This is a genomic window from Levilactobacillus zymae DSM 19395 (genome assembly GCF_001434115.1).
Classification (GTDB): domain Bacteria; phylum Bacillota; class Bacilli; order Lactobacillales; family Lactobacillaceae; genus Levilactobacillus; species Levilactobacillus zymae.
On record NZ_AZDW01000016.1, the window covers coordinates 84612 to 103558 of the forward strand.

Sequence of the window (18947 nt, forward strand, 5' to 3'; positions counted from 1 at the left end):
TAGTATAGCGCTTTAGTCTAATAATGTAATCGCTTAATAATTAAGATAACAGCCATCGATTGGTGAAAACTAAAAACCGACCCGTGAAAATCTGAAGACCTTCACGAATCGGTTCTATTTTTACAGTTTAAGGTAACGGTCGCACCAAATACACCTCGCGGCAGAAGCCCTTCATGCCGTTAAAGACCCGTTGCGCCCGGGATTGCTTGCTACACAGACCAAAGACCGTGGGCCCGGTCCCACTCATCTGCGCCGCGTCCGCGCCAAACTTCATCATTTGGCGTTTCAACTGCGTGATTTCGGGATGCCGCTTGGCCGTTAACGGCTCCAAGGCGTTGCCCATCACCGCGCACATCGCCTCGATGTCCTGTTCGCGAATCCCGCGCAACAACGCCTCGATGTCCGGATGGTCCAAATCGTCATACCGAATCCGCTGCAGGATACTGGGCGTTGAGACGCTGACCTTGGGCTTGGCTAAAACCACCCAGGCCGCCGGCAGTTTCGACAACGGCGTGATTCGCTCGCCGCGACCGCGCACGTGGGCCGTCCGCCCGTACACGCAGTACGGCACGTCCGAATCGATCTGCAGGCCCAGCTTGGCCAATTCTTGCCACGACAGTCCCAGGTCCCACAGCTGGTTTAAGCCGCGTAAGACGGCGGCCGCATCGGATGAGCCCCCGCCCAGTCCGGCGGCGACCGGAATATTTTTCTTGATACGAATGTTGACCCCCTGCTTGACCTGAAATTGGGTTTGCAGTAAGTGGGCCGCTTGAAAGGCCAAGTTGCGCTGATCGTTGGGTAAAAACCCGCTATCCGACGCTACCCGGATTCGTTTATGGTGGGTCAACGTCTGGATTTCGACGTAGTCCGCCAAGTCGACCGAAGTCATCACCATGTTCCACTCCTCCATACCATCCTGATGGTGGTACGGGGTGTCGAGCCCGAGATTTATCTTGGCCGGTGCCTTTTCAATCAGTTGCATGAGCTCACCTGAATTCCTGGTAGGCTTACCGCCCTACCGTTGTTCTGAATGTAATTAAGCCCATTATACTATGGAAAAGTGCAAAATAAAAAGGCCTTATCCGGCCCAATTATTATTCATCAAAGTCGACTTCGATGTTTTTGGTTAAAATATCGGTATAGCTATAAGAAACGCGTTCGAATGAATTTTCGTTCTGGTCAAGATCCACCACGAAAACGGCGGGGTAGGTCTCTCGAAGAATTCCATGCCGTTCGGTTGTTTTCTTTCGACCGGCTTGAGCGATGACCATCAATTTTTCGCCAATACGCCCATCCAGTTTGTTCTTAATGTTCGCTAAACTTGTTGGCATGCACTTCACCTCTGTGAAACATGATACCATAGTTTCACAAGAAATGCAAATTATACCACAACCGGTTCGCAAGCGCAAGAATCAGCCAATGGTAAGGGTTACATCAACCCGTCAGCGTGAAAAGCGTTGACTAATTCAATGAAATTAATCAACGTTAACCGTTCTGGCCGCAGTTGCCGGGAAATCTCGACCTTATCCAGGACGGCTTCGATCCGTTCGCGCACCTCGGGTTGTTTACCAAAAATCCCCTGCAGGTTGTTCCACAGCGACTTGCGCCGGTGGGCAAAGCAGCCCTTCACGAACCCGTACAGCGCTTGGTCGCTATAGGGTTCCACGGGTAAGGCCGCCCGCGGGGTCAGGCGAATGATGGCCGAATCCACGTTGGGTTGTGGAATGAACGCGGTCCGAGGCACGTTGAAGGCCACTTCCACGTGGGCGCGGTATTGCATGACCACGGACAGCGACCCGTAAGCCTTGGTCCCGGGCTCGGCGACTAACCGATCGGCCACCTCGGCTTGCATCATGACCACGATTTGGTCGAAGGTCACGTTACTCTTCAGCACGCCCATCAGGATCGGCGTGGTGATGTAGTACGGCAGGTTGGCCACTAACTTAATCGGGTGGCCCGGTTCAAATTCGTTTTGAATGACCTCGGGCAGGTTGGCCTTTAAAATGTCCTGGTTAATAATCTTGACGTTGTCGTAAGGCATCAGGGTCTCGTCGAGGACTGGCAGCAGGTTTTCGTCGATTTCAAAAGCCACGACCCGCCGTGCCCGCCGCGCGAGTTGTTCGGTCAATGCCCCAATTCCGGGGCCAATTTCGATGACGTTATCGTTGTCGGTCACGTCGGCCGCACTGACGATGTTGCGTAAAATGTTCAAATCCGACAAGAAGTTTTGGCCCAGGCTCTTCTTGGCCACTAACCGGTAACGGTTCAGGATGGCCTTGGTCCGGGCCGGGGAGCCAATTTCTGGCACGTCGTTATTCATGAAATTCCTCCTTCGATGCTGCGTTCAGTTGGGCGATGGCGTGGGCGAACGTTGCCGGTTGGATACCAAACATCCGCAAGCGTTTCTCCAACTGCTTGCCGTTGACGTACCCAATCTGCAACAGTTCCCCCAGTTGCTCGCGGCGTTGCTTGGCGCCCGCGCCCCCAATCAAGCCTGCCGTCATCAAATCGGCGTGGGTGATCAGTTCCGGGGCGGCATCAGTCTCGGTATACACGTGGTCGAGGGCCGCGCGAATCGCGTCCGGCGTGGCATGTTCCACGCCCAACGACCCGCCCGCCTTGTCCGGTCGGCCTTCCTTCTTGGGCAGGAAGGCGTGCTTGGCGTTGGGGACGGCCTCGGCCACGATCTTACGAATCTTCTCCCCGGAAAAATCCGGGTCGGTGAAGATGATCACGCCGCGCTGGTCGGCCAATTTTTCGATCAACGCCAGGGTGTCCTCGTCGATCGCGGACCCGCGGGTTTCGATGGTGTCGGCGTTGACCGCGCGGTTGATGGCCTTGGTGTCGTCCTTACCCTCAACCACCAGCACTTCTTTAATCTTTTTCAATATGGTAAAACTCCTCTGCGTTGTGGTAGGTCGCCGCGGCAATCTCGTCCGGCGTGGTGTCGCGTTCCTTGGCAATGGCTTCGACCGTGTAGCGGGTGAAGCCCGGTTCGTTCTGTTCGCCACGATGGGGTTCCGGCGTCAGGTACGGCGCATCGGTCTCGACCATCATCACGTCGAGTGGCGTCGCCCGCACGGAATCGTGGACCTCGTGGGCGTTCTTGAAGCTTGCCACCCCGGAATAGGAGATATGCATCCCCAGATCTAAGAACTTCTTCAACCATTCGGGATCGCCGTTAAAGCTGTGCATGACCCCACCAATGTCTTGAATCCCGGCTTCTTTGATGATGCGGTAGGTGTCGGCAAAGGCGTCACGGTTGTGGACCACGATGGGCTTGCCGACCTCCTTGGCAATCGCGATTTGGCGGGCAAAGACCTTTCGTTGAGTGTCCTGTGGGGACGTATCCCAGTGGTAGTCCAACCCGATTTCCCCCAATGCCCGCACACGGTCGTCGGCCAACTGACTTTCCAGTTCGGCTTCCTTAGCCGGCGTGTAGTTCTTGGAATCCTCGGGGTGCCACCCCACCGCGGCCACCAATTCGGGATACTGGTGCGCCAACTTGATGGCGTCGGTATTCAGCTGGGTGTTGGACCCCACGATGGTCATCTTGGTGACGCCCAAGTCGGCGGCGCGCTGCAAATACTTGGGCACGTCGGTAATAAATTCTTCACTGTTTAAATGGGTATGTGAATCATAGATTTGCATGGATACTCTCCTTTGCATGAAATGTTCGTGAAACGTTGGCATAGCCTTACCAAAGTCGTGGAAACGTTATGACATGAACACATAGCAAAAAACATTATAGTCGTCGCGACAGTCACTGCTCTACTAATTAATCTAGTGGAATCCAGTAAGGTAGCCCCGCCGCTATCACATCAATTGTCGATTTAATCTGCCAGTGTACAGCCTGGAGGCGAGCAGGGGCTCAGCCAGCGAAATTGTGGTTAGTCGACGTTCTTGGTCGGCTTACCACAAGGTCGATCTTCAAAACTCGCGACTCTTGCGAGGTTCGAAGTCGTGCCCGCAGGCGTTCCAGCCCCTGAGCGCCGGAGGGCGACAACCTTATCTAACACTCAAAAAACGCGGGCCGGCGTCTTTCGATTCGCCGCCCGCGTTGTGCTTGACGTTATTCGACTGATGATCCGTTGACCAGGTTTTGTGGCACGATTGCCAGTTGCACCTTGCCGTCGTGTTCGGCCGACAACAACATGCCCTGACTGATCTGGCCCCGCATCTTCCGGGGTTTCAAGTTGGCCACGATGATGACCTTCTTGCCCACTAACGATTGTGGTTCTGGATACCATTGCGCGATGCCGGACAGGATCTGCCGTAAGCCTTGGTCGCCCGCATCTAGTTGGAACCTCAGGAGCTTGTCGGCCCCTTCAACGTGGTCGACCGCCTTGATTTCCGCGACCCGTAGCTCGATCTTTTCGAACTTATCGAACCGGATTTCCGGCTTGTTCAGGGTCAGCTCGGTGTCCCCACCGCTTGCCTGTTCCTGCTTTTGCGCCTTGGCGGCCATCGCGGCCCGTCCCTTAGTCTTTTCCGACTTAGTCATCTGGCCCTGAATAAAGTTAACTTCCTCTTCGGTGTCTAACCGCGGGAAGATTGGCGTTCCCTTAGCCACGACCTGCTTGCCAACCGGTAAGTCGGCCAGGTGCAAACCTTCTAAGGCTAAGGTTGCCGGGTCTAAGCCCAGTTGCGCAAAGATTTCCTTCGGGGCGTGAGTCATGACCGGACTGATCAACGTGGCGATGACCCGCAGACTAGCGGCCAGGTGCGCCATGACGGCGGCCAATTGGTCGGCTGCGGCGTCATCCTTGGCAAGTTTCCACGGTTCCGTCTCGTCGATGTACTTGTTGGTCCGGGCCACTAACTTCCAGATTTCGGCTAGTGCGTCGGCGAAGTGCATCTGGTCCATCAATTCGTGGTAAGTCTTGATGACGTCGGCGGCCGTTTGTTCTAAGTCCGCGTCAAAATCGGTGATGCCGGCCTTGAAGGTTGGTAGCTTGCCGTCTTCGTACTTGTTGATCATGGCCACGGTCCGGTTCAACAGGTTCCCCAGGTCGTTAGCCAAGTCGTAGTTCAGCCGGTTCACGAAGTCTTCGGGCGTAAAGTTCCCGTCGTTTCCGTAAGGCATCGCGCGCATCAGGTAATACCGCACGGCGTCGAGGCCGTAACGGTCCACCAGCGTTTCGGGGTAGATGACGTTCCCGGTGGACTTACTCATCTTGCTGTCCTTCATTAGTAACCAGCCGTGAGCGAAGAGTTCCTTGGGTGGCTTGATGCCTAAGGCGTGCAGGACGATTGGCCAGTAAATCGAATGGAACCGGACGATTTCCTTACCCACCATTTGCACGTCGGCCGGCCAGAATTTCTTGAACAGGCTTTCGTCGTCACTAGTGTAGCCTAACGCGGTGATATAGTTGAGCAACGCGTCGATCCACACGTAGACCACGTGCTTGGGGTTACTCTTGACCGGAACACCCCAGCTAAAGGTGGTCCGGGACACGGCCAAGTCTTCCAGGCCCGGCTTGATGAAGTTGTTGACCATTTCGGTCATCCGCGATTCCGGTTGGATGAAGTGCGGGTTCTGGTGGTAGAAATCTAATAACCAGTCGGCGTACTTGCTCATCTTGAAGAAGTAAGACTGTTCCTTCACCAGTGAAACTTCGTGACCGGACGGCGCCTTCCCGCCGATCACCTTGCCGTTATCGTCGTGGTAGACTTCGGCCAATTGGGTTTCGGTAAAGTATTCTTCGTCGTCTTCGGAATACCAGCCTTCGTATTCGCCCAGGTAAATATCGCCCTGCTTTAACAGGCGTTCGAAAATTTCCTGTACGGCGGCCACGTGTTCGGCGTCGGTGGTCCGGATAAACTTATCGTTAGAGATTTCCAACGTTTTCCAGAGCTGTTTGATTTGAGCAGCCATGCCATCGACGTATTCTTGCGGCGTCTTGCCCTGTGATTGGGCCTTGTCTTCGATCTTCAACCCGTGTTCGTCGGTCCCGGTCAGGAAAAAGACGTCGTAACCGTCGCTGCGCTTGTAACGAGCGACCGTGTCACAGGCAATCGTGGTGTACGAGTTCCCGATGTGAAGCCGGCCGGACGGGTAGTAAATCGGCGTGGTGATGTAAAAAGTGGGTTTGGTTTCTGCCATAAAATAAAGCCTTCCTTTGCTGCAAACTATTTCCGTAAAAGTTCGGGTTAGATTTCGCTTAAATTCTCATTTAGTATAGCATAATCCCCGGTCAAGCCATAGCTGTGGCCGGGGATTTCTTGACTGCCGCTGATTTAAAAGAGGTCCAATTGCTGCGGGGCCAAATTGGTCCAGTGCAACTGTAAAATCTCCTTTAACCGTAAGGCGTTCGGGGCGGCATCGCGCCCGGAGTTGTTGTTGAAGATCACGCTGACGTTTTGCGCCTGCGCGGCCAACTGCCGCACCAGTGTCGCAATCGACTGGAGCTCGGCTTCACTGTACTTGTACAGCGTTCGGGTCTTGCGCCAGTTAGCGCCCTGATTGAACCAGCCTTGCGCGTTACGGCCGTGCAACCGGACCACCGCCAGTTGCGGGGTGGTCACCGTGGCGACTAACGGAATCCCATCGTTTAAATTATGGGGTTCGTCGGTCACCACGTTGGTCAACTTGAGCGAGGTCAGATACGCCATCACGTCGGTCGTCAGTCCCGGCGTGGCGAACCAGCTGGGACTGCGAAACTCCACGGCCAGCGGTAAGTCACCCATGGCTAACCGGACCTGCCGCAGATATTCGATGTTGGCCGTGGTGCGGTTAAAGTACGGTGGAAACTGTAACAGAATCGTTTGTAATTTCTGCTGAGCCACCAACGGCGCCACCATTTCGCGGTAGTGCGTAAAGGTCGCCTGCACCTCTTCGGCGGTCACCGGGTGCTGGCGTTGGCCGTGGGTGGTCATGACTTGGTTGGCCTTCAAAATAAACTGAAAGCCGTCCGGCACGCTGGCCTGCCAATTCGCCACCGTGCTGGTCCGGGGAATCCCGTAAAACGGGGTGTCCAATTCGACCAGTGGCAGGTGCCCCGCATACTCGGTGAGGGTCACCGGCCGCTGCTCGCCGCCAATCAAGGCGGGATGCTCCGTCCAGGTCGTTAAACCGATACTAATCATGGTTGCCCCTCCTTACGCTATCCCTGACTTACTTGAATTTCTCAAACTGCTTGATCAGTGCGGACTCCGACTCGTCCAGATGCCCCTTGAGCTGCCCAATCAAGCGGTGGCCCGCCATTCGGTCGTTGTAACGAATGCCCGTCACGCATAAATCGATCAGGATAAACAAGATGACCACCAGGCCCGCCTTCTGGCGCGTGAACCCCACGTTAAATAGGGAAACCACACCCTGGCTAAAGCCCAGTTGTAAGATGCCGTAAATCACCAACGTGTCCGGGACGAGTTGGAGGACGCTCAACCAACGTAACCGCTGGACCAACCGGCGAAGTTGGGTCATGATTTCTGCGCGACTCATCGACTCACCTTCAAACCTGAAGCTCGGTGAAGAACTGGGTCGCATCGGCCTGAACCATGTCGATGGGCATCCCCAGTTCCAATTTTTCTTGGTTGATCACCACGACGGGCGCCTGGGCGTTGCGGTAATCCAATAGTCCGGCGAACGGGTAAACCCGCATGGAGGTCCCCACGATGACCACCAGGTCGGCGGCCCCCATGGCGGCCACGGCCCGTTGCACGTTTAACGTGTTGAGGCCCTCGTCGTATAAGACCACGTTCGGCCGCAGCCAACCGCCGTCAACGTCGTGGTGGGGGTCCTTGAGGTAGTCGTGCCAATCGACCTTAGCGCCACAGACCTGACAATAAACGTTGTACAGGTTCCCGTGAAATTCCACTAAGTGTTGACAGCCCGCCTCACGGTACAAGTTATCGATATTCTGGGTGATCACCGTTGCGCGGTTCTGCTGCGTCAGCGCGGCCTGCTTCTGGTGAATCACGTTGGGTTGGGCTTTGGGATAATACAAATTTTGTTTGACGTAGTCGTAAAAGGTCTCAGGTTCCTTCGCCAGACACTCGTGACTCAGATAATACTCCGCGTTGCGGTGGCCGGTGTACAACCCGTTTTTCGACCGGTAATCCGGAATTCCCGATGGGGTCGACACCCCCGCTCCCGTCAAGAAGACGATGTGGGTCGCGTCATCAAATAACTTCTGTAAGCGTGCTTCCATCGATTACATCCCCCTTACTCAAAAACCGTTACCGTAAAATATACGGCATCTTCAATAATTTAAATAAGTCTTCGACGGTCATGTCGTAGATCTTGGTGTAGTAATCCGGCGTGTCTTCGCTGGGTTTCGGGGCCGACAAGACGAAGGCGTTTTGGTTGTCCGCCCGGTTAAAGCCGACGTACGCCCGGCGTTGCGTAGTCTTGTCGTGCATGTCGGAGTGGTAGAGTTCAAACATCTGCCGTACCTGTAGGCTCAACTGCCGCTTGGAAACCACACTGGTCAGCGTGGTGAACTCGGTGTTGTGCAGGGCCGGTAAGTGCCAGGCTTCCAACTGTTCGTCGAAGGCCTTGAACAACTTGACCACGTTGCGCCGGAAGGTAAACGGTGACGTGACCGGCTTGGCCATGATCAACGCGTACAACTTCTGGGCCGCCGCCAGGCTGATGGGGTAGTCCTGCTCGAATTGTTTCAAGATGTCAGCGTGGCCGTCGCCGAAGAAAACCAACGCGTCTAACAACGTCAAAGTCCGCAACGTCATTTCGTCGTCGACCGGGTTAGGTTCCGGCTTGATGGTGGCTTGGACCCCCTTGAGGTACAGGTCCTCGATTTCCGGCGTGATCAGGCCGTGCTTCCGTTGTTCACTGACCACCACCACGTGACTGACAATGTCGTAGAGTTCGGTCCCCATGATCATCAGTTGTTCGTCGAGCTGGTCGTTGCCCGTGGTCAACGAGAAGAAGACCTGCGGGAAGCCGGAAAGAATCATCAACAGGTGGAGCAGTTCGTGGGACGCCGTGTAGTTGGGCGCCGTCAAGTCCGCCACCTGAATCAAAATATTCTTGCCGTCTTGGACCTGTTGGGCCTGGTCGTGACGGACGTAACCAGCCTGCAACTGGCCGATAAATTGCACTTCCACCTTGCCGGGGTAGATGTCGTTAACTTTATTGATTAAATCTTGAACCTCTGGCGAAATTTGAACGTCTTTTGCTTCCATAATTAAATTAATCACCCGTTTTCTGTGAATTTGCTGCCCGTACCGCCCGTAAGGCGGCCCGGGCTTGAGCGGTGGTGGGCTGAGTGGCCGTTAAGCGTTGGACCACCGCCGGCACCTCGGCAGGAGTGGCCCCCACCGAAAGTGCTAAGGATTTGAGTTGTAAGTGCATGTGCCCCTGTTGAATGCCGTCCGTGACTAACGCCCGCAAGGCGGCCAGATTTTGGGCCAAGCCCACGGCCGCGGTCAGGCGCATCAAGTGGCGTGCATCGGTCACGTGGGCCAATTGTTGGTTGATGGCCACTAACGGGAAGACCCGCGTGGCGCCCCCCACAAAGCCCAGGGCTAACGGGAGGATCAACTCACCGTGCAGGACGTCGCCATCGAGCCACCACCGGCTTAATCCCCGGTAATGGCCGTCGCGGCTAGCGTAGGCGTGCGCCCCGCTCTCCACGGCGCGCCAATCGTTACCCATCGCGAGCACCACGGCGTCAATCCCGTTCATGATGCCCTTGTTGTGCGTGGCGGCGCGGTAGGGATCGACCTGGGCGAAATCGCTGGCGGCACAGAGCCGTTGCGCCACGGTCAACCCATCCAACGTCTTAGTCTTAACGTTAGCGACCGGAATCGCACACCGGGCCGTCGCTAGACTGTGCGTGGCGTAGTTACTCAGGATACTCATCAAGATATCCGTCTCGTGGTGGGACCGGACATAGTGGGCCACCGCCTCGGCCATGGTGTTGACCAGGTTGGCCCCCATGGCCTCCCCCACGTCGATAAAGAGATCCAGCGAGACCCAATCGGGGGGCAATAACCGCACCCGAATGGACCGCGCCCCACCCCCGTGAGTGGTCAACGAGGGGTGGGCCGCATCGGCCACCGCTAGCAGGTCGGCTTGGTGGTCGAGAATCCAGGCCTGCAGTTCGGCCGGGTCGGCCACCTTCTGGCACACAATCTGGCCCATCAGTTCGCGCTGGGTCACCTGCGTCGTCATGCCCTGTTGGCCATCATCGAGCATCCGGCCACCGTTACTGGCCGCCGCGATCACCGAGGGTTCCTCGGTGACCATCGGGACCGCCACGGTCTGGCCGTCGACGTGCAGGTTGACCGCCACGCCTTCCGGTAAGCCGTAGGTGGTCAGGTAGTTTTCAATCAGTTCTTCGTCGGTCGCTTGCCGTTTCTGAGCCACCGTCGCGAGTTGGGCCAGGGTTAAGTGACTGGCTTGCGCCAAGCGGTCGCGGCGTTGCCCGTAAGGCAGGCGGTAAAAGGGAACGGTCATGTCGAACCTCCTAACGTTGGCTGAGGTACTCGGAAATGATGCCTTCGCGCACGCCACTTTCGGAAAAGACCACGCGATCGGAATCCAACATTTGCAGGAGCGTGACCAGGGGTAACATCCCGCCTAAAATAATGTCGGCCCGTTCCGGTTCGAGACCAGAAATGCGTTTTCGTTCCTTGAGCGGGACCCGAATCAGGCGTTCGAAGGTCCGCATCACCTGGTCGGTGGTCAGACGGTAGCCGTGAATGTTTTCGACGTGCAGAATTTTCTGTTGTTGGCGGTTCATCCGCGCTAGCGTCCGGTTCGCCCCGCCTAGCAGGACCAGCGGAAGGTGTTTGGCGTCGTTTAACCACCAGATATCCCGTAACCGTTCGCGTAAGAAGACCTGCGCGGAAAAGAGGTCGACGGCCGTGACCCGGTCGTCTAAGCGAAATTGTTCGGAGAGGTTGACCGCCCCGAACGGCACGCTGATCAGGTTAGCGTCGCGCCCGTCCTTCACGTGGACCAGTTCGCAACTGGCCCCCCCGGTGTCGAGCAACAGGCAGTCCTTGACCTTGAGGCGGTTGACCGCCCCCAGGTAGTCGTAATAGGCCTCCTGGTCGCCGGAAAGGACCTCCAAGTCGATGTGCGTGGCGGCCTTGACCTGCGACAGAAAATCAGCGCGGTTGCGGGCCTGCCGCACGGCCGCTGTAGCGATGCCCCGCACGATCAGGTTCGGCAGGTGTTCGTAATACGGCCGAAACGACCGCAGCGCCGAAATCGTCCGCGCCATCGCTTTGGGCTGTAAAATCTTTTCCGGCCCCATCCCTTCGGACAGGCGGCTATCGACCTTGACCCGGTTGACTTCCCGGTAAGTGCCGTCGTCGCGTAATTCGTTGACCGCTAGGCGCACCGAATTCGACCCTAAATCCACAATCGCTAAATTCTGCATGGTCAGTCCCCCGTTTTTTTAACCGAAGTAGTCGATCCCAACGGCGTGCCGAACTTCACGGAGCGTTTGGGCCGCCACTTGGTTGGCCTTTTCGCTACCTTGTTTCAGGATGTCGTAAACGCCGGCTGGGTCGGCCGCAAAGTGTTCGCGCCGTTCCCGAATGGGTTTCAATTCGGCTTGCAGCACGTCGTTTAAGTACCGTTTAATTTTAACATCACCCAAGCCACCGTGCTGGTATTGCGCCTTCAAATCGGCGACTTTGGCCTGATCATCGGCAAAAATATCCAGGTAGGTGAAGACCGTGTTGCCTTCGACGTGACCGGGATCTTCCACGTGGACGTGTTCGGGGTCGGTGTACATCGACATGACCTTCTTTTGAATCGTGTCGGCATCGTCGCCTAGGTAAATGGCGTTGTTCAGCGACTTACTCATCTTGGCGTTGCCGTCTAAGCCGGGGATCCGCCCGAGGCCCTTGGCTGGGAAGTAGCCTTCGGGTTCCACCAGGATCTCTTGACCGTAGATGTTGTTAAAGCTCCGCACGATTTCGCGGGTCTGTTCCAGCATGGGTTCCTGGTCGTCACCCACGGGCACCGTGTCGGCCTTAAACGCGGTAATATCGGCTGCTTGGCTGACCGGGTAGATGAAGAAGCCGGCGGGGACACTTTCGCCAAAGGCCTTTTGCTTGATTTCGGTCTTGACGGTCGGGTTGCGGTTCAGGCGTGAAACTGTGACCAGGTTCAGGTAGGTCATGGTCAGTTCGCTTAACGCCGGAATCTGGGATTGGACCAGAATCGTCGACTTAGCGGGGTCAATGCCCACGGCCAGGTAGTCTAACGCTACTTGGAGTAAGCTGTGGCGAATCTTTTCGGGATCACGCGCGTTATCGGTCAGTGCTTGGGTGTCGGCAATCATGATGAAGGTGTCGTAGTCGCCGGTATTTTGGAGCATCACCCGGTTTTTCAGCGAGCCAACGTAATGACCGATATGAAGCTTACCAGTGGGGCGATCGCCCGTTAAAATCACGTGTTTGTTTGTCATAAAAATCTTCCTTTCTATTAAAAAGCGCCCCATTGACGACTGTCAATAGGACGCTCATGCGCGGTACCACCTAACTTGTGACCACTTAGAGTCACCACTTTCAGCCGTTAACGGGGCCACCGCGAGTTCATCGTCGTTTTTAAACCGTCTCGACCCACTTCGACCGTGACGCCGTTGCAGCAGGTCGGCGCCTCTCTGAGATTAGTCTACTCCATCGAAACTCATGCCTACAGTTTAGTGGATTTGGGCGCGAAAGTAAACTGAAATCCCGGTGGAAATCGGCTGGGTGAATTTTACTAGACTAAACTGGCGTCTTCCGGCCTCACCCCAACTGGCTGGAACGGGGCCGGAAGCACTTAGTCCGCCAAGCTAATCCCTTAAAGTCCCCGCAATTTCACCAACGGTCTTTGATTGACAGCGCCCCGAAATGTGACTAAACTTGTTAAGCAATTTAGCCAATTCTAACGAAGGAGGCGGTCATCTTGACCACCAGCGAACAAGCACACGAGCAACACCGCGTGGACGACGTGGTTCAACAAATCGGAACCCGTATCGACCGCACCACGAGCGAGTATAACGACGCCCACAAAGAGTTGCGCAACGTCTTAAAGAACTATACCGAAAACACCTCGGTCAACTGGTTTGAAGTCGATGACCGTATCGAAACCAGTGCCGAACTCCAACAGCAACGGGCCCTGGTCTCCCGCCTGACCGAAAACCAAAACATCATTAAAGACCAATTGACCACCTTTCAAGAACTAAAAAAGTCGCCCTACTTTGGCCGCATCGACATCCAAGATCCCGACGAAACGACGCCCGAATCACTCTACATCGGGACCGCGTCGTTCGTTGACGATGACGAAAACTTCCTGGTCTACGACTGGCGCGCCCCGATTTCCAGTATCTACTATAACGGGGTCCTGGGGCAGGTGGCCTACGACACCCCGGCCGGGCCCCAACAGACCGACCTACTCAAGAAACGTCAATTTCTGATTCAAGACAGCCAAATCCAAAGCATGTTCGACACCAACGAAACCGTGGGTGACGAGATGCTCCAACACGTCCTGGGCGAACAAAACGACGCCACCATGCAAAACATCGTTGCCACCATTCAACGCGAACAAAACGACATCATCCGCGACGTTCACAGCGACCTGCTGGTAGTGCAAGGCGTCGCCGGTTCCGGCAAAACTTCCGCCATCTTACAGCGGATTGCCTTTCTGCTCTACCACAGTCGCCGCGACCTCGAGGCCGATCAAATCGTGCTGTTCTCGCCCAACCGTCTGTTCAGTCACTACATCAGCGACGTGCTCCCCAGCCTGGGGGAACGCAACATGCGCCAGGTCACCCTGGCCGAATTTCTGACCCAGCGGTTCCAGGGACTCAAGGTCCAAACGCAATTTGAGCGTTACGAAAGTGACCAGCAACACCCGGTCCACTTGGCGCTGCGAAATTTCCAGGAAAGTGCCGCGATGATGGACGCGGTGGCCGATTACGCGAAACGGTGCCCGGCCGACGACCTGCAATTCACCGACATCCGCTTCAACGGTCGGGTCTTCTTTGACCACCAAGAGATTCGCGACATCTACCGCCAATTTCCAGCGGCCTTACCGGCAGCGGAACGCTTCTTAAAGACCAAGAACGTCCTCGAAAAACGTCTCCGTAAGCAGATTGCCGCGGAAGCCAAGGCCGACTGGGTTCGCGACACCATCGACCAACTCAGCGACGAAGACTACCACAACCTCTTGGGCGCCAAGCACCTGGGACAATTTGAACAACTCGACGACGAGATTGACTTTATCGCCCGGCAAATCGTCCGTCGGCGGTTACGCCAGGTCGACGACGCCATTTATAACGGCTACTTCCTAGACGTTTACAGCCAGTACACCGCCTTTTTGAAGCAGTGTCCCTTACCGGCGGACGTGGCGACCGACCAATGGCAACGCGTCATCGACCGTTACCAACACGACATCGAATTTCACCGGTTGGCGCTGACCGACGCCGCTCCACTGCTCTACCTGCGTGACCTGCTGATCGGTGGCGGGATGAATCACCAGATGCAGCACTTATTCGTCGACGAAATGCAGGATTATTCGATTGCTCAGTTAATTTACCTGCAACACGCCTTCCCGCGCGCCAAACTCACGCTCTTGGGCGATAGCGAACAGGCCCTGTTCAAGGCCGTCGAATCGCCCGAATCCATTCTCAAAAAGTTGGGGACGGCCTTACACGCCAAGCACGCGCGACTGATCACCTTACGCCGGTCGTACCGTTCGACGTTACCCATCACCACCTTTGCCAAGGCGCTACTGCCCGACGGCGACCAGATTGAAGCCTTCAACCGCCCGGGCGACCTGCCCAAGGTCGTGATTCGCTACGACGATGCCGCGGCGTTTAAGGCCCTGGCCCACGAGGTGCAAACGGAGCTGGCCACCAGCGGCACCGTGGCGATTCTGACCAAGAACACCGCCGAAGCCAAATACGTGTACCAGGAACTCCACGCCACCATCGACCTGACCCGGTTGACCGATACCGACCGCTCATTGCCTAAGGGCGTGGTAGTCCTCCCCATCTATCTGGCTAAAGGACTGGAGTTTGACAGTGTGATTGCCTACAACGTCTCGGCGCAAAATTACCCCGACCAGCAATTCACCGGCACCCTGTACACGATTGCCTCCCGGGCCATGCACCACCTGACCCTGCTTAGCATCGGTCCGGTGTCACCCCTCGTGGCGTCGAAGAATATTCCGCAAAGCGACTTGCAAATTGAACATGAATTGTTGAACTAAATTAAAACGGCCATCAGAAATTTTTCATTTCTGGTGGTCGTTTTTTTGATCTTAATTAATGATGAATTTCGGGTCTTGGTGCTGATTGACCCGGACGACATTTTCTGCCACGATAGTCGCCATGGCATCCCGTGCTTCCACAGTCGCGTTTCCCACGTGGGGGGTCAAAATCACGTTATCGAGTTGTTTAAACCCATCAGCCACGTGAGGTTCGGCTTCATAGACATCTAGTGCCGCTCCCGCCAATCGGTGCTGCTGCAACGCCGTCAACAAGGCGGCTTCGTCAATGATAGGACCTCGTGCAGCGTTGATGAGGTAGGCCGACGATTTCATTTGCTGAAATTGTGCGGCACCTAAGAGATGGTGCGTTTCAGGGGTTAACGGACAATGTAACGTTACCACGTCACTTTGTGCTACCAAGTCGTCTAGCGACACAAAGCGTGCGCCTAAGCGTTGCTCAACTGCGGCATCGAGTTGGTGACGCTGGCTATAGACGATTGGCATGTCAAACGCGTGCATGCGTTGAGCCACTGCCTGACCAATGCTTCCCATTCCTACGATTCCCAGTGTCTTACCGGCTAGTTCGTGACCCAAGAAGAACAACGGGGCCCACCCGTCAAACCCGGTCGTATGCATGAGCCGGTCACCTTCAACCATGCGATGCGCTAGCGTGATGATCAGTCCGGTCGTGACTTCGGCCGTCGAGGTAGTCGACACTCCCGGCGTGTTGGTGACTGGAATTCCCTTCGTTCGCGCATAAGTCGTATCAATATTGTTAAAGCCGGCCCCGTAATTCGCAATTAATTTCAGTTGGGGATCTGCATCAATCACATCACGATCCACTTGCGTTGACAAAGGGGTAATCAAGTAATCTTGCCCCTTAATTCGGTCGATCAGTTCTGATTTAGTAATCAATCCAGGACCATCATAAGTTTCAATTTCTAAGTTAGCCGCCTTCAAGATAGTCAAGGCAACTTGGGGAATTGGGGCAGTTACTAAAACACGAGTCATCCATCGTCACTCCTTCACGAAATTCGTCTTATCACCACTCATGATAGCGCTTTTTTGACTGACTGTAAGCCCAAGTTGCTTATCTTTCACCATAAATAAAAGTGGCCCACCTCAACGGGTAGACCACTGTCAAAATTTCTATTTTTCCAAGCTCCCACTCTGCAACAACATCAACGTTTGCAGCGTCGCCGGGTAATAATCCTTAGCGGGTAACGTCGTGGTCAACGTCTTAGTGGCCTGGCGGCTTAGGGCCTGATCACCTACCACCTGAGCGGCATAGGCGACCGGGGCACTAAAGGCCTGATTGGCGTACTTTTCGGTCGGTTTTCCCGTTAAGGTATACCCCGCCTTGATCTGGGATTGCTTGGCAAAAAAGCGCAACATTTTTTGGACGACCTGCCGGCTGATCTGGCTTTGCGAAAGCTGATAATCGTACGCCACTCGCCAGGGGATGCGACACGCGTTAAACCCGTATTGGTCATCGTGCACGGAAGCCACCTGCTGGGCCCGCACCGTCCCTAAGCGCCGAGACGGTCCGCTGACCGTCACAAAATCGGCCATGAGGCCCGTGGCGTGCTGGCGACTCAACGCCTGCAACGTGGTTTGACTATGCTGGGCGACCCGCGTCCAACTGCCGTCGCCGGTGTAGCTCGCGAACTTCCGGAAATACGCCGTGATCAGATCCGACGGTCGCACCAGGTTTCTGGTCTTGGCCGCCGTCGCCCAGTTCCCTACTTTGGGTAGTTGGGTCACCGCGTTGATCTCCTGTCGTTTGATGGCCCGAATCAATTGCTTGGCCAACTGACCGTAATTCAGGTCGCCGTGACTATGCCAGTGTTCGTCGGCCAGAATCAATGCGTAGGCGATATCCAAATCCCCGTCGGTCGCACTGGTCTTTTCGGCCGCGGTACTGACCATTTGTCCCCCCCGTTGGGTCTGGCGCCACGCCATCAGTGGATTGGTACGGCTGATTCGGTGGGCGAGATAGTAGCGTGTCAGTTGGTCGAACGTCTTTTGGTTGGCGAACCCCTGCTTAGCCGCCAACACCGTGATCAGCATGCCGTACCCCTGCGCTTCCGATAGGGTCTGCACCGTGCCGGTACTCGTGGTTTGAACGTAACGTTGAGTCCTGGTTCCCTTAAGGTAGGTCCGCTGCCAGGTCTGATAATGGGTCTTAATCGTCGTGGGGCTGACCGTGGTCGTGGTTTGGGGCCGTTGCGTCTTATAGATCGCCGCCCCCACCGCGAAGGCCACCAGGATAATCAGGGCCCCAATCAGCCATTGATATTTATGTCGTCTCACTACCGCGCCTCCTAAAATCGTTGCGTCTTATACCAGTGGGTGTGCCGCTGGCCGGTCACCTTATCGCGGGTCATGTCGGCCATCGCGGCCACCGACACCACGATAAACAATTGCGCGTAAGTAAAGTACGACGCTAACGTGTACAGAAAATTCGTGACCGTGGCCTGCCCGTAATCGCTGGCCAACGCGATGTTCATCTGAACTAGATAGAGGTAGAACATCAACACCCAGTTAATCAGAAACAGAGTGGCGAGCGGCCCCCCGAGCGTGACTAACTGGTGCACGCCGGGAAACGCCAATTGCGCGGTCGCCAGCAGGACGTTGAGCAGAAAAATCGTATTCGAAACCACGATGGCGGCGTTGAACCAGAAAAAGGTACAGACGTAGTAAAAGACTTCCAGTTTGATTCGCCAGGGGGTCCGGTCGAACAAGTGCTTAACGTTGTCCATGATGACCTCGTAGTTACCCCGCGCCCAACGTTTACGCTGGTTATAGTAGGCAAACAGGGTCTCGGGTTCCTGCTGAAAGGCCTCGGCCCGGTGCGCCAAGGCAATCAGTTTGCCCGCCCGCATCAGGCTAAACGAAATGGCCGTGTCTTCGGTCAACGCCCCGTCGTTCCAGCCACCGATGCTTTGAACGATCTGTTTGTTAATAATGAAATTGGTCCCGGGAATCCGGCCAATCTTAAAGAGTTGCCACAACCCCGTGTGTTGAATCCGCTGGGTATTGACGATTTCGAGGTTGATACACCGGGTCAAGAAGTTTTGTTGGTAGTTTCGGGTCTTGTTCCGTCCAAAGGCTGCCGCGTACCGTTCAGGGTCTTCGAGGACCTTTTGAATCAAGAAGTACAGCGCGTTGGTTTCCGGTGCCGCATCCGCATCGTACACGCCTAGGTATTCGCCCTGCGCAATCTTTAACGCATCGTTGAGCACCCCGGCCTTGCCCCCACTCCCGGTCCGGTCGATCACGGTCACCTGACGGTCGGCAAACTCGGGCCGCTGGATCAGCGTCCGGACCGCCGCGGCCGTGTGATCCTGACAATTGTCGGCGTAGACCAGTAATTCGAACCGGTCGACCGGATAGTTCAGGTTTAAAATGGCCCGGACCGTCTCCTGAATCACCAGTTCTTCGTTGTGGGCGGGCACCACCAGCGTCACCATGGGATACCGGTCCAGCGCCGGCAGATGGGCCACGTCCGTGTGTTCGAGGTGTTTAAAAATGAAAACGACCCCGCCAATCAGGGTCACCACGGTCATCACCAGGGATAACCAGATTGTTATAATGGCAATCACGTATAAATAATCGAGCACGCTATTTTCCTTTCGTGTTGAAGTGCCGCACCGTTCGTTTAAAAATCAGCCACCAGCAAACTGCTAGTCCACTGACCACTACACCAAATAAAATGGTGACCGTTAAACTCACGGGGAGTAGCCAAGCAAAGTTTCCCATTCCG

At 55.6% G+C, this 18947-nt stretch carries 17 protein-coding genes; 1 reads left to right on the forward strand and 16 read right to left on the reverse strand.

All coding sequences use genetic code 11. The features are described from left to right. Window positions 1–127: 127 nt before the first annotated feature. The 13 genes from ispE to trpS all read right to left on the reverse strand — a co-directional run bounded on the left by ispE (window position 128) and on the right by trpS (window position 12392). Window positions 128–982: a 4-(cytidine 5'-diphospho)-2-C-methyl-D-erythritol kinase gene (ispE, locus tag FD38_RS03900; RefSeq protein ID WP_057731354.1), complete on the reverse strand. Its 855-nt coding sequence runs from the start codon at window positions 980–982 to the stop codon at window positions 128–130. Window positions 983–1094: 112 nt separating this feature from the next. Continuing rightward, on the reverse strand, window positions 1095–1331 hold the full coding sequence (locus tag FD38_RS03905) for a Veg family protein (RefSeq protein WP_057731357.1): 237 nt from the start codon (window positions 1329–1331) through the stop codon (window positions 1095–1097). Between the two features lie 98 nt (window positions 1332–1429). Further along, entirely contained in the window at window positions 1430–2320 is an 891-nt protein-coding gene (gene rsmA, locus FD38_RS03910) for a 16S rRNA (adenine(1518)-N(6)/adenine(1519)-N(6))-dimethyltransferase RsmA (RefSeq protein WP_057731359.1), read from the reverse strand. Continuing rightward, window positions 2313–2888, reverse strand: a complete 576-nt coding sequence (gene rnmV / locus FD38_RS03915; RefSeq protein WP_057731362.1) for a ribonuclease M5 — start codon at window positions 2886–2888, stop codon at window positions 2313–2315. Before rnmV ends, rsmA begins: the two co-directional genes overlap by 8 nt. Beyond that, the gene (locus FD38_RS03920) at window positions 2875–3651 is read right to left on the reverse strand and encodes a TatD family hydrolase (protein WP_057731364.1); all 777 of its coding nucleotides are present in this window, start codon (window positions 3649–3651) and stop codon (window positions 2875–2877) included. Before FD38_RS03920 ends, rnmV begins: the two co-directional genes overlap by 14 nt. 421 nt (window positions 3652–4072) lie before the next feature. Beyond that, entirely contained in the window at window positions 4073–6106 is a 2034-nt protein-coding gene (metG, locus tag FD38_RS03925) for a methionine--tRNA ligase (protein ID WP_057731367.1), read from the reverse strand. A 134-nt stretch (window positions 6107–6240) separates the two neighbouring features. Then, window positions 6241–7089 (reverse strand): DUF72 domain-containing protein, encoded by an 849-nt coding sequence (locus tag FD38_RS03930; RefSeq protein ID WP_057731371.1) that lies wholly within the window; start codon window positions 7087–7089, stop codon window positions 6241–6243. Between the two features lie 28 nt (window positions 7090–7117). Next, a complete protein-coding gene (locus tag FD38_RS03935) occupies window positions 7118–7444 on the reverse strand; it encodes a hypothetical protein (protein WP_057731373.1) in 327 nt (108 codons plus the stop codon). 10 nt (window positions 7445–7454) lie between these two features. Then, a complete protein-coding gene (locus FD38_RS03940; RefSeq protein ID WP_057731376.1) occupies window positions 7455–8153 on the reverse strand; it encodes an NAD-dependent protein deacylase in 699 nt (232 codons plus the stop codon). Window positions 8154–8181: 28 nt separating this feature from the next. After that, window positions 8182–9147, reverse strand: a complete 966-nt coding sequence (locus FD38_RS03945; protein WP_057731378.1) for a hypothetical protein — start codon at window positions 9145–9147, stop codon at window positions 8182–8184. Between the two features lie 7 nt (window positions 9148–9154). Continuing rightward, window positions 9155–10423, reverse strand: a complete 1269-nt coding sequence (locus FD38_RS03950; RefSeq protein WP_057731380.1) for a hydroxymethylglutaryl-CoA reductase, degradative — start codon at window positions 10421–10423, stop codon at window positions 9155–9157. A gap of 10 nt (window positions 10424–10433) precedes the next feature. Further along, on the reverse strand, window positions 10434–11354 hold the full coding sequence (locus FD38_RS03955; RefSeq protein ID WP_057731382.1) for a Ppx/GppA family phosphatase: 921 nt from the start codon (window positions 11352–11354) through the stop codon (window positions 10434–10436). Between the two features lie 18 nt (window positions 11355–11372). Further along, entirely contained in the window at window positions 11373–12392 is a 1020-nt protein-coding gene (trpS, locus tag FD38_RS03960) for a tryptophan--tRNA ligase (RefSeq protein WP_057731385.1), read from the reverse strand. A 482-nt stretch (window positions 12393–12874) separates the two neighbouring features. On the opposite strand from trpS, the gene helD reads away from it, so the two are divergent. Beyond that, the gene (gene helD, locus FD38_RS03965) at window positions 12875–15181 is read left to right on the forward strand and encodes an RNA polymerase recycling motor HelD (protein WP_057731387.1); all 2307 of its coding nucleotides are present in this window, start codon (window positions 12875–12877) and stop codon (window positions 15179–15181) included. 51 nt (window positions 15182–15232) lie between these two features. Here the strand turns inward: helD and FD38_RS03970 are convergent, their stop codons facing one another. The 3 genes from FD38_RS03970 to FD38_RS03980 all read right to left on the reverse strand — a co-directional run bounded on the left by FD38_RS03970 (window position 15233) and on the right by FD38_RS03980 (window position 18804). Next, window positions 15233–16192 (reverse strand): 2-hydroxyacid dehydrogenase family protein, encoded by a 960-nt coding sequence (locus tag FD38_RS03970; protein ID WP_057731390.1) that lies wholly within the window; start codon window positions 16190–16192, stop codon window positions 15233–15235. A gap of 138 nt (window positions 16193–16330) precedes the next feature. After that, window positions 16331–17494 carry a family 8 glycosyl hydrolase gene (locus tag FD38_RS03975; RefSeq protein WP_057731392.1) on the reverse strand — a complete coding sequence of 388 codons (1164 nt, stop codon included), beginning with the start codon at window positions 17492–17494 and terminating at the stop codon, window positions 16331–16333. A gap of 11 nt (window positions 17495–17505) precedes the next feature. Next, window positions 17506–18804, reverse strand: a complete 1299-nt coding sequence (locus FD38_RS03980) for a glycosyltransferase family 2 protein (protein WP_057731394.1) — start codon at window positions 18802–18804, stop codon at window positions 17506–17508. Window positions 18805–18947: the final 143 nt, after the last annotated feature.

Coding starts and splice junctions, on each gene's coding strand:
- FD38_RS03940 (WP_057731376.1), bottom strand. CDS start 8,153: ATGGAAGCACGCTTACAGAAGTTATTTGATGACGCGACCCACATCGTC.
- FD38_RS03930 (WP_057731371.1), bottom strand. CDS start 7,089: ATGATTAGTATCGGTTTAACGACCTGGACGGAGCATCCCGCCTTGATT.
- FD38_RS03920 (WP_057731364.1), bottom strand. CDS start 3,651: ATGCAAATCTATGATTCACATACCCATTTAAACAGTGAAGAATTTATT.
- trpS (WP_057731385.1), bottom strand. CDS start 12,392: ATGACAAACAAACACGTGATTTTAACGGGCGATCGCCCCACTGGTAAG.
- FD38_RS03955 (WP_057731382.1), bottom strand. CDS start 11,354: ATGCAGAATTTAGCGATTGTGGATTTAGGGTCGAATTCGGTGCGCCTA.
- FD38_RS03945 (WP_057731378.1), bottom strand. CDS start 9,147: ATGGAAGCAAAAGACGTTCAAATTTCGCCAGAGGTTCAAGATTTAATC.
- FD38_RS03950 (WP_057731380.1), bottom strand. CDS start 10,423: ATGACCGTTCCCTTTTACCGCCTGCCTTACGGGCAACGCCGCGACCGC.
- rsmA (WP_057731359.1), bottom strand. CDS start 2,320: ATGAATAACGACGTGCCAGAAATTGGCTCCCCGGCCCGGACCAAGGCC.
- metG (WP_057731367.1), bottom strand. CDS start 6,106: ATGGCAGAAACCAAACCCACTTTTTACATCACCACGCCGATTTACTAC.
- FD38_RS03905 (WP_057731357.1), bottom strand. CDS start 1,331: ATGCCAACAAGTTTAGCGAACATTAAGAACAAACTGGATGGGCGTATT.
- FD38_RS03970 (WP_057731390.1), bottom strand. CDS start 16,192: ATGACTCGTGTTTTAGTAACTGCCCCAATTCCCCAAGTTGCCTTGACT.
- ispE (WP_057731354.1), bottom strand. CDS start 982: ATGCAACTGATTGAAAAGGCACCGGCCAAGATAAATCTCGGGCTCGAC.
- FD38_RS03935 (WP_057731373.1), bottom strand. CDS start 7,444: ATGAGTCGCGCAGAAATCATGACCCAACTTCGCCGGTTGGTCCAGCGG.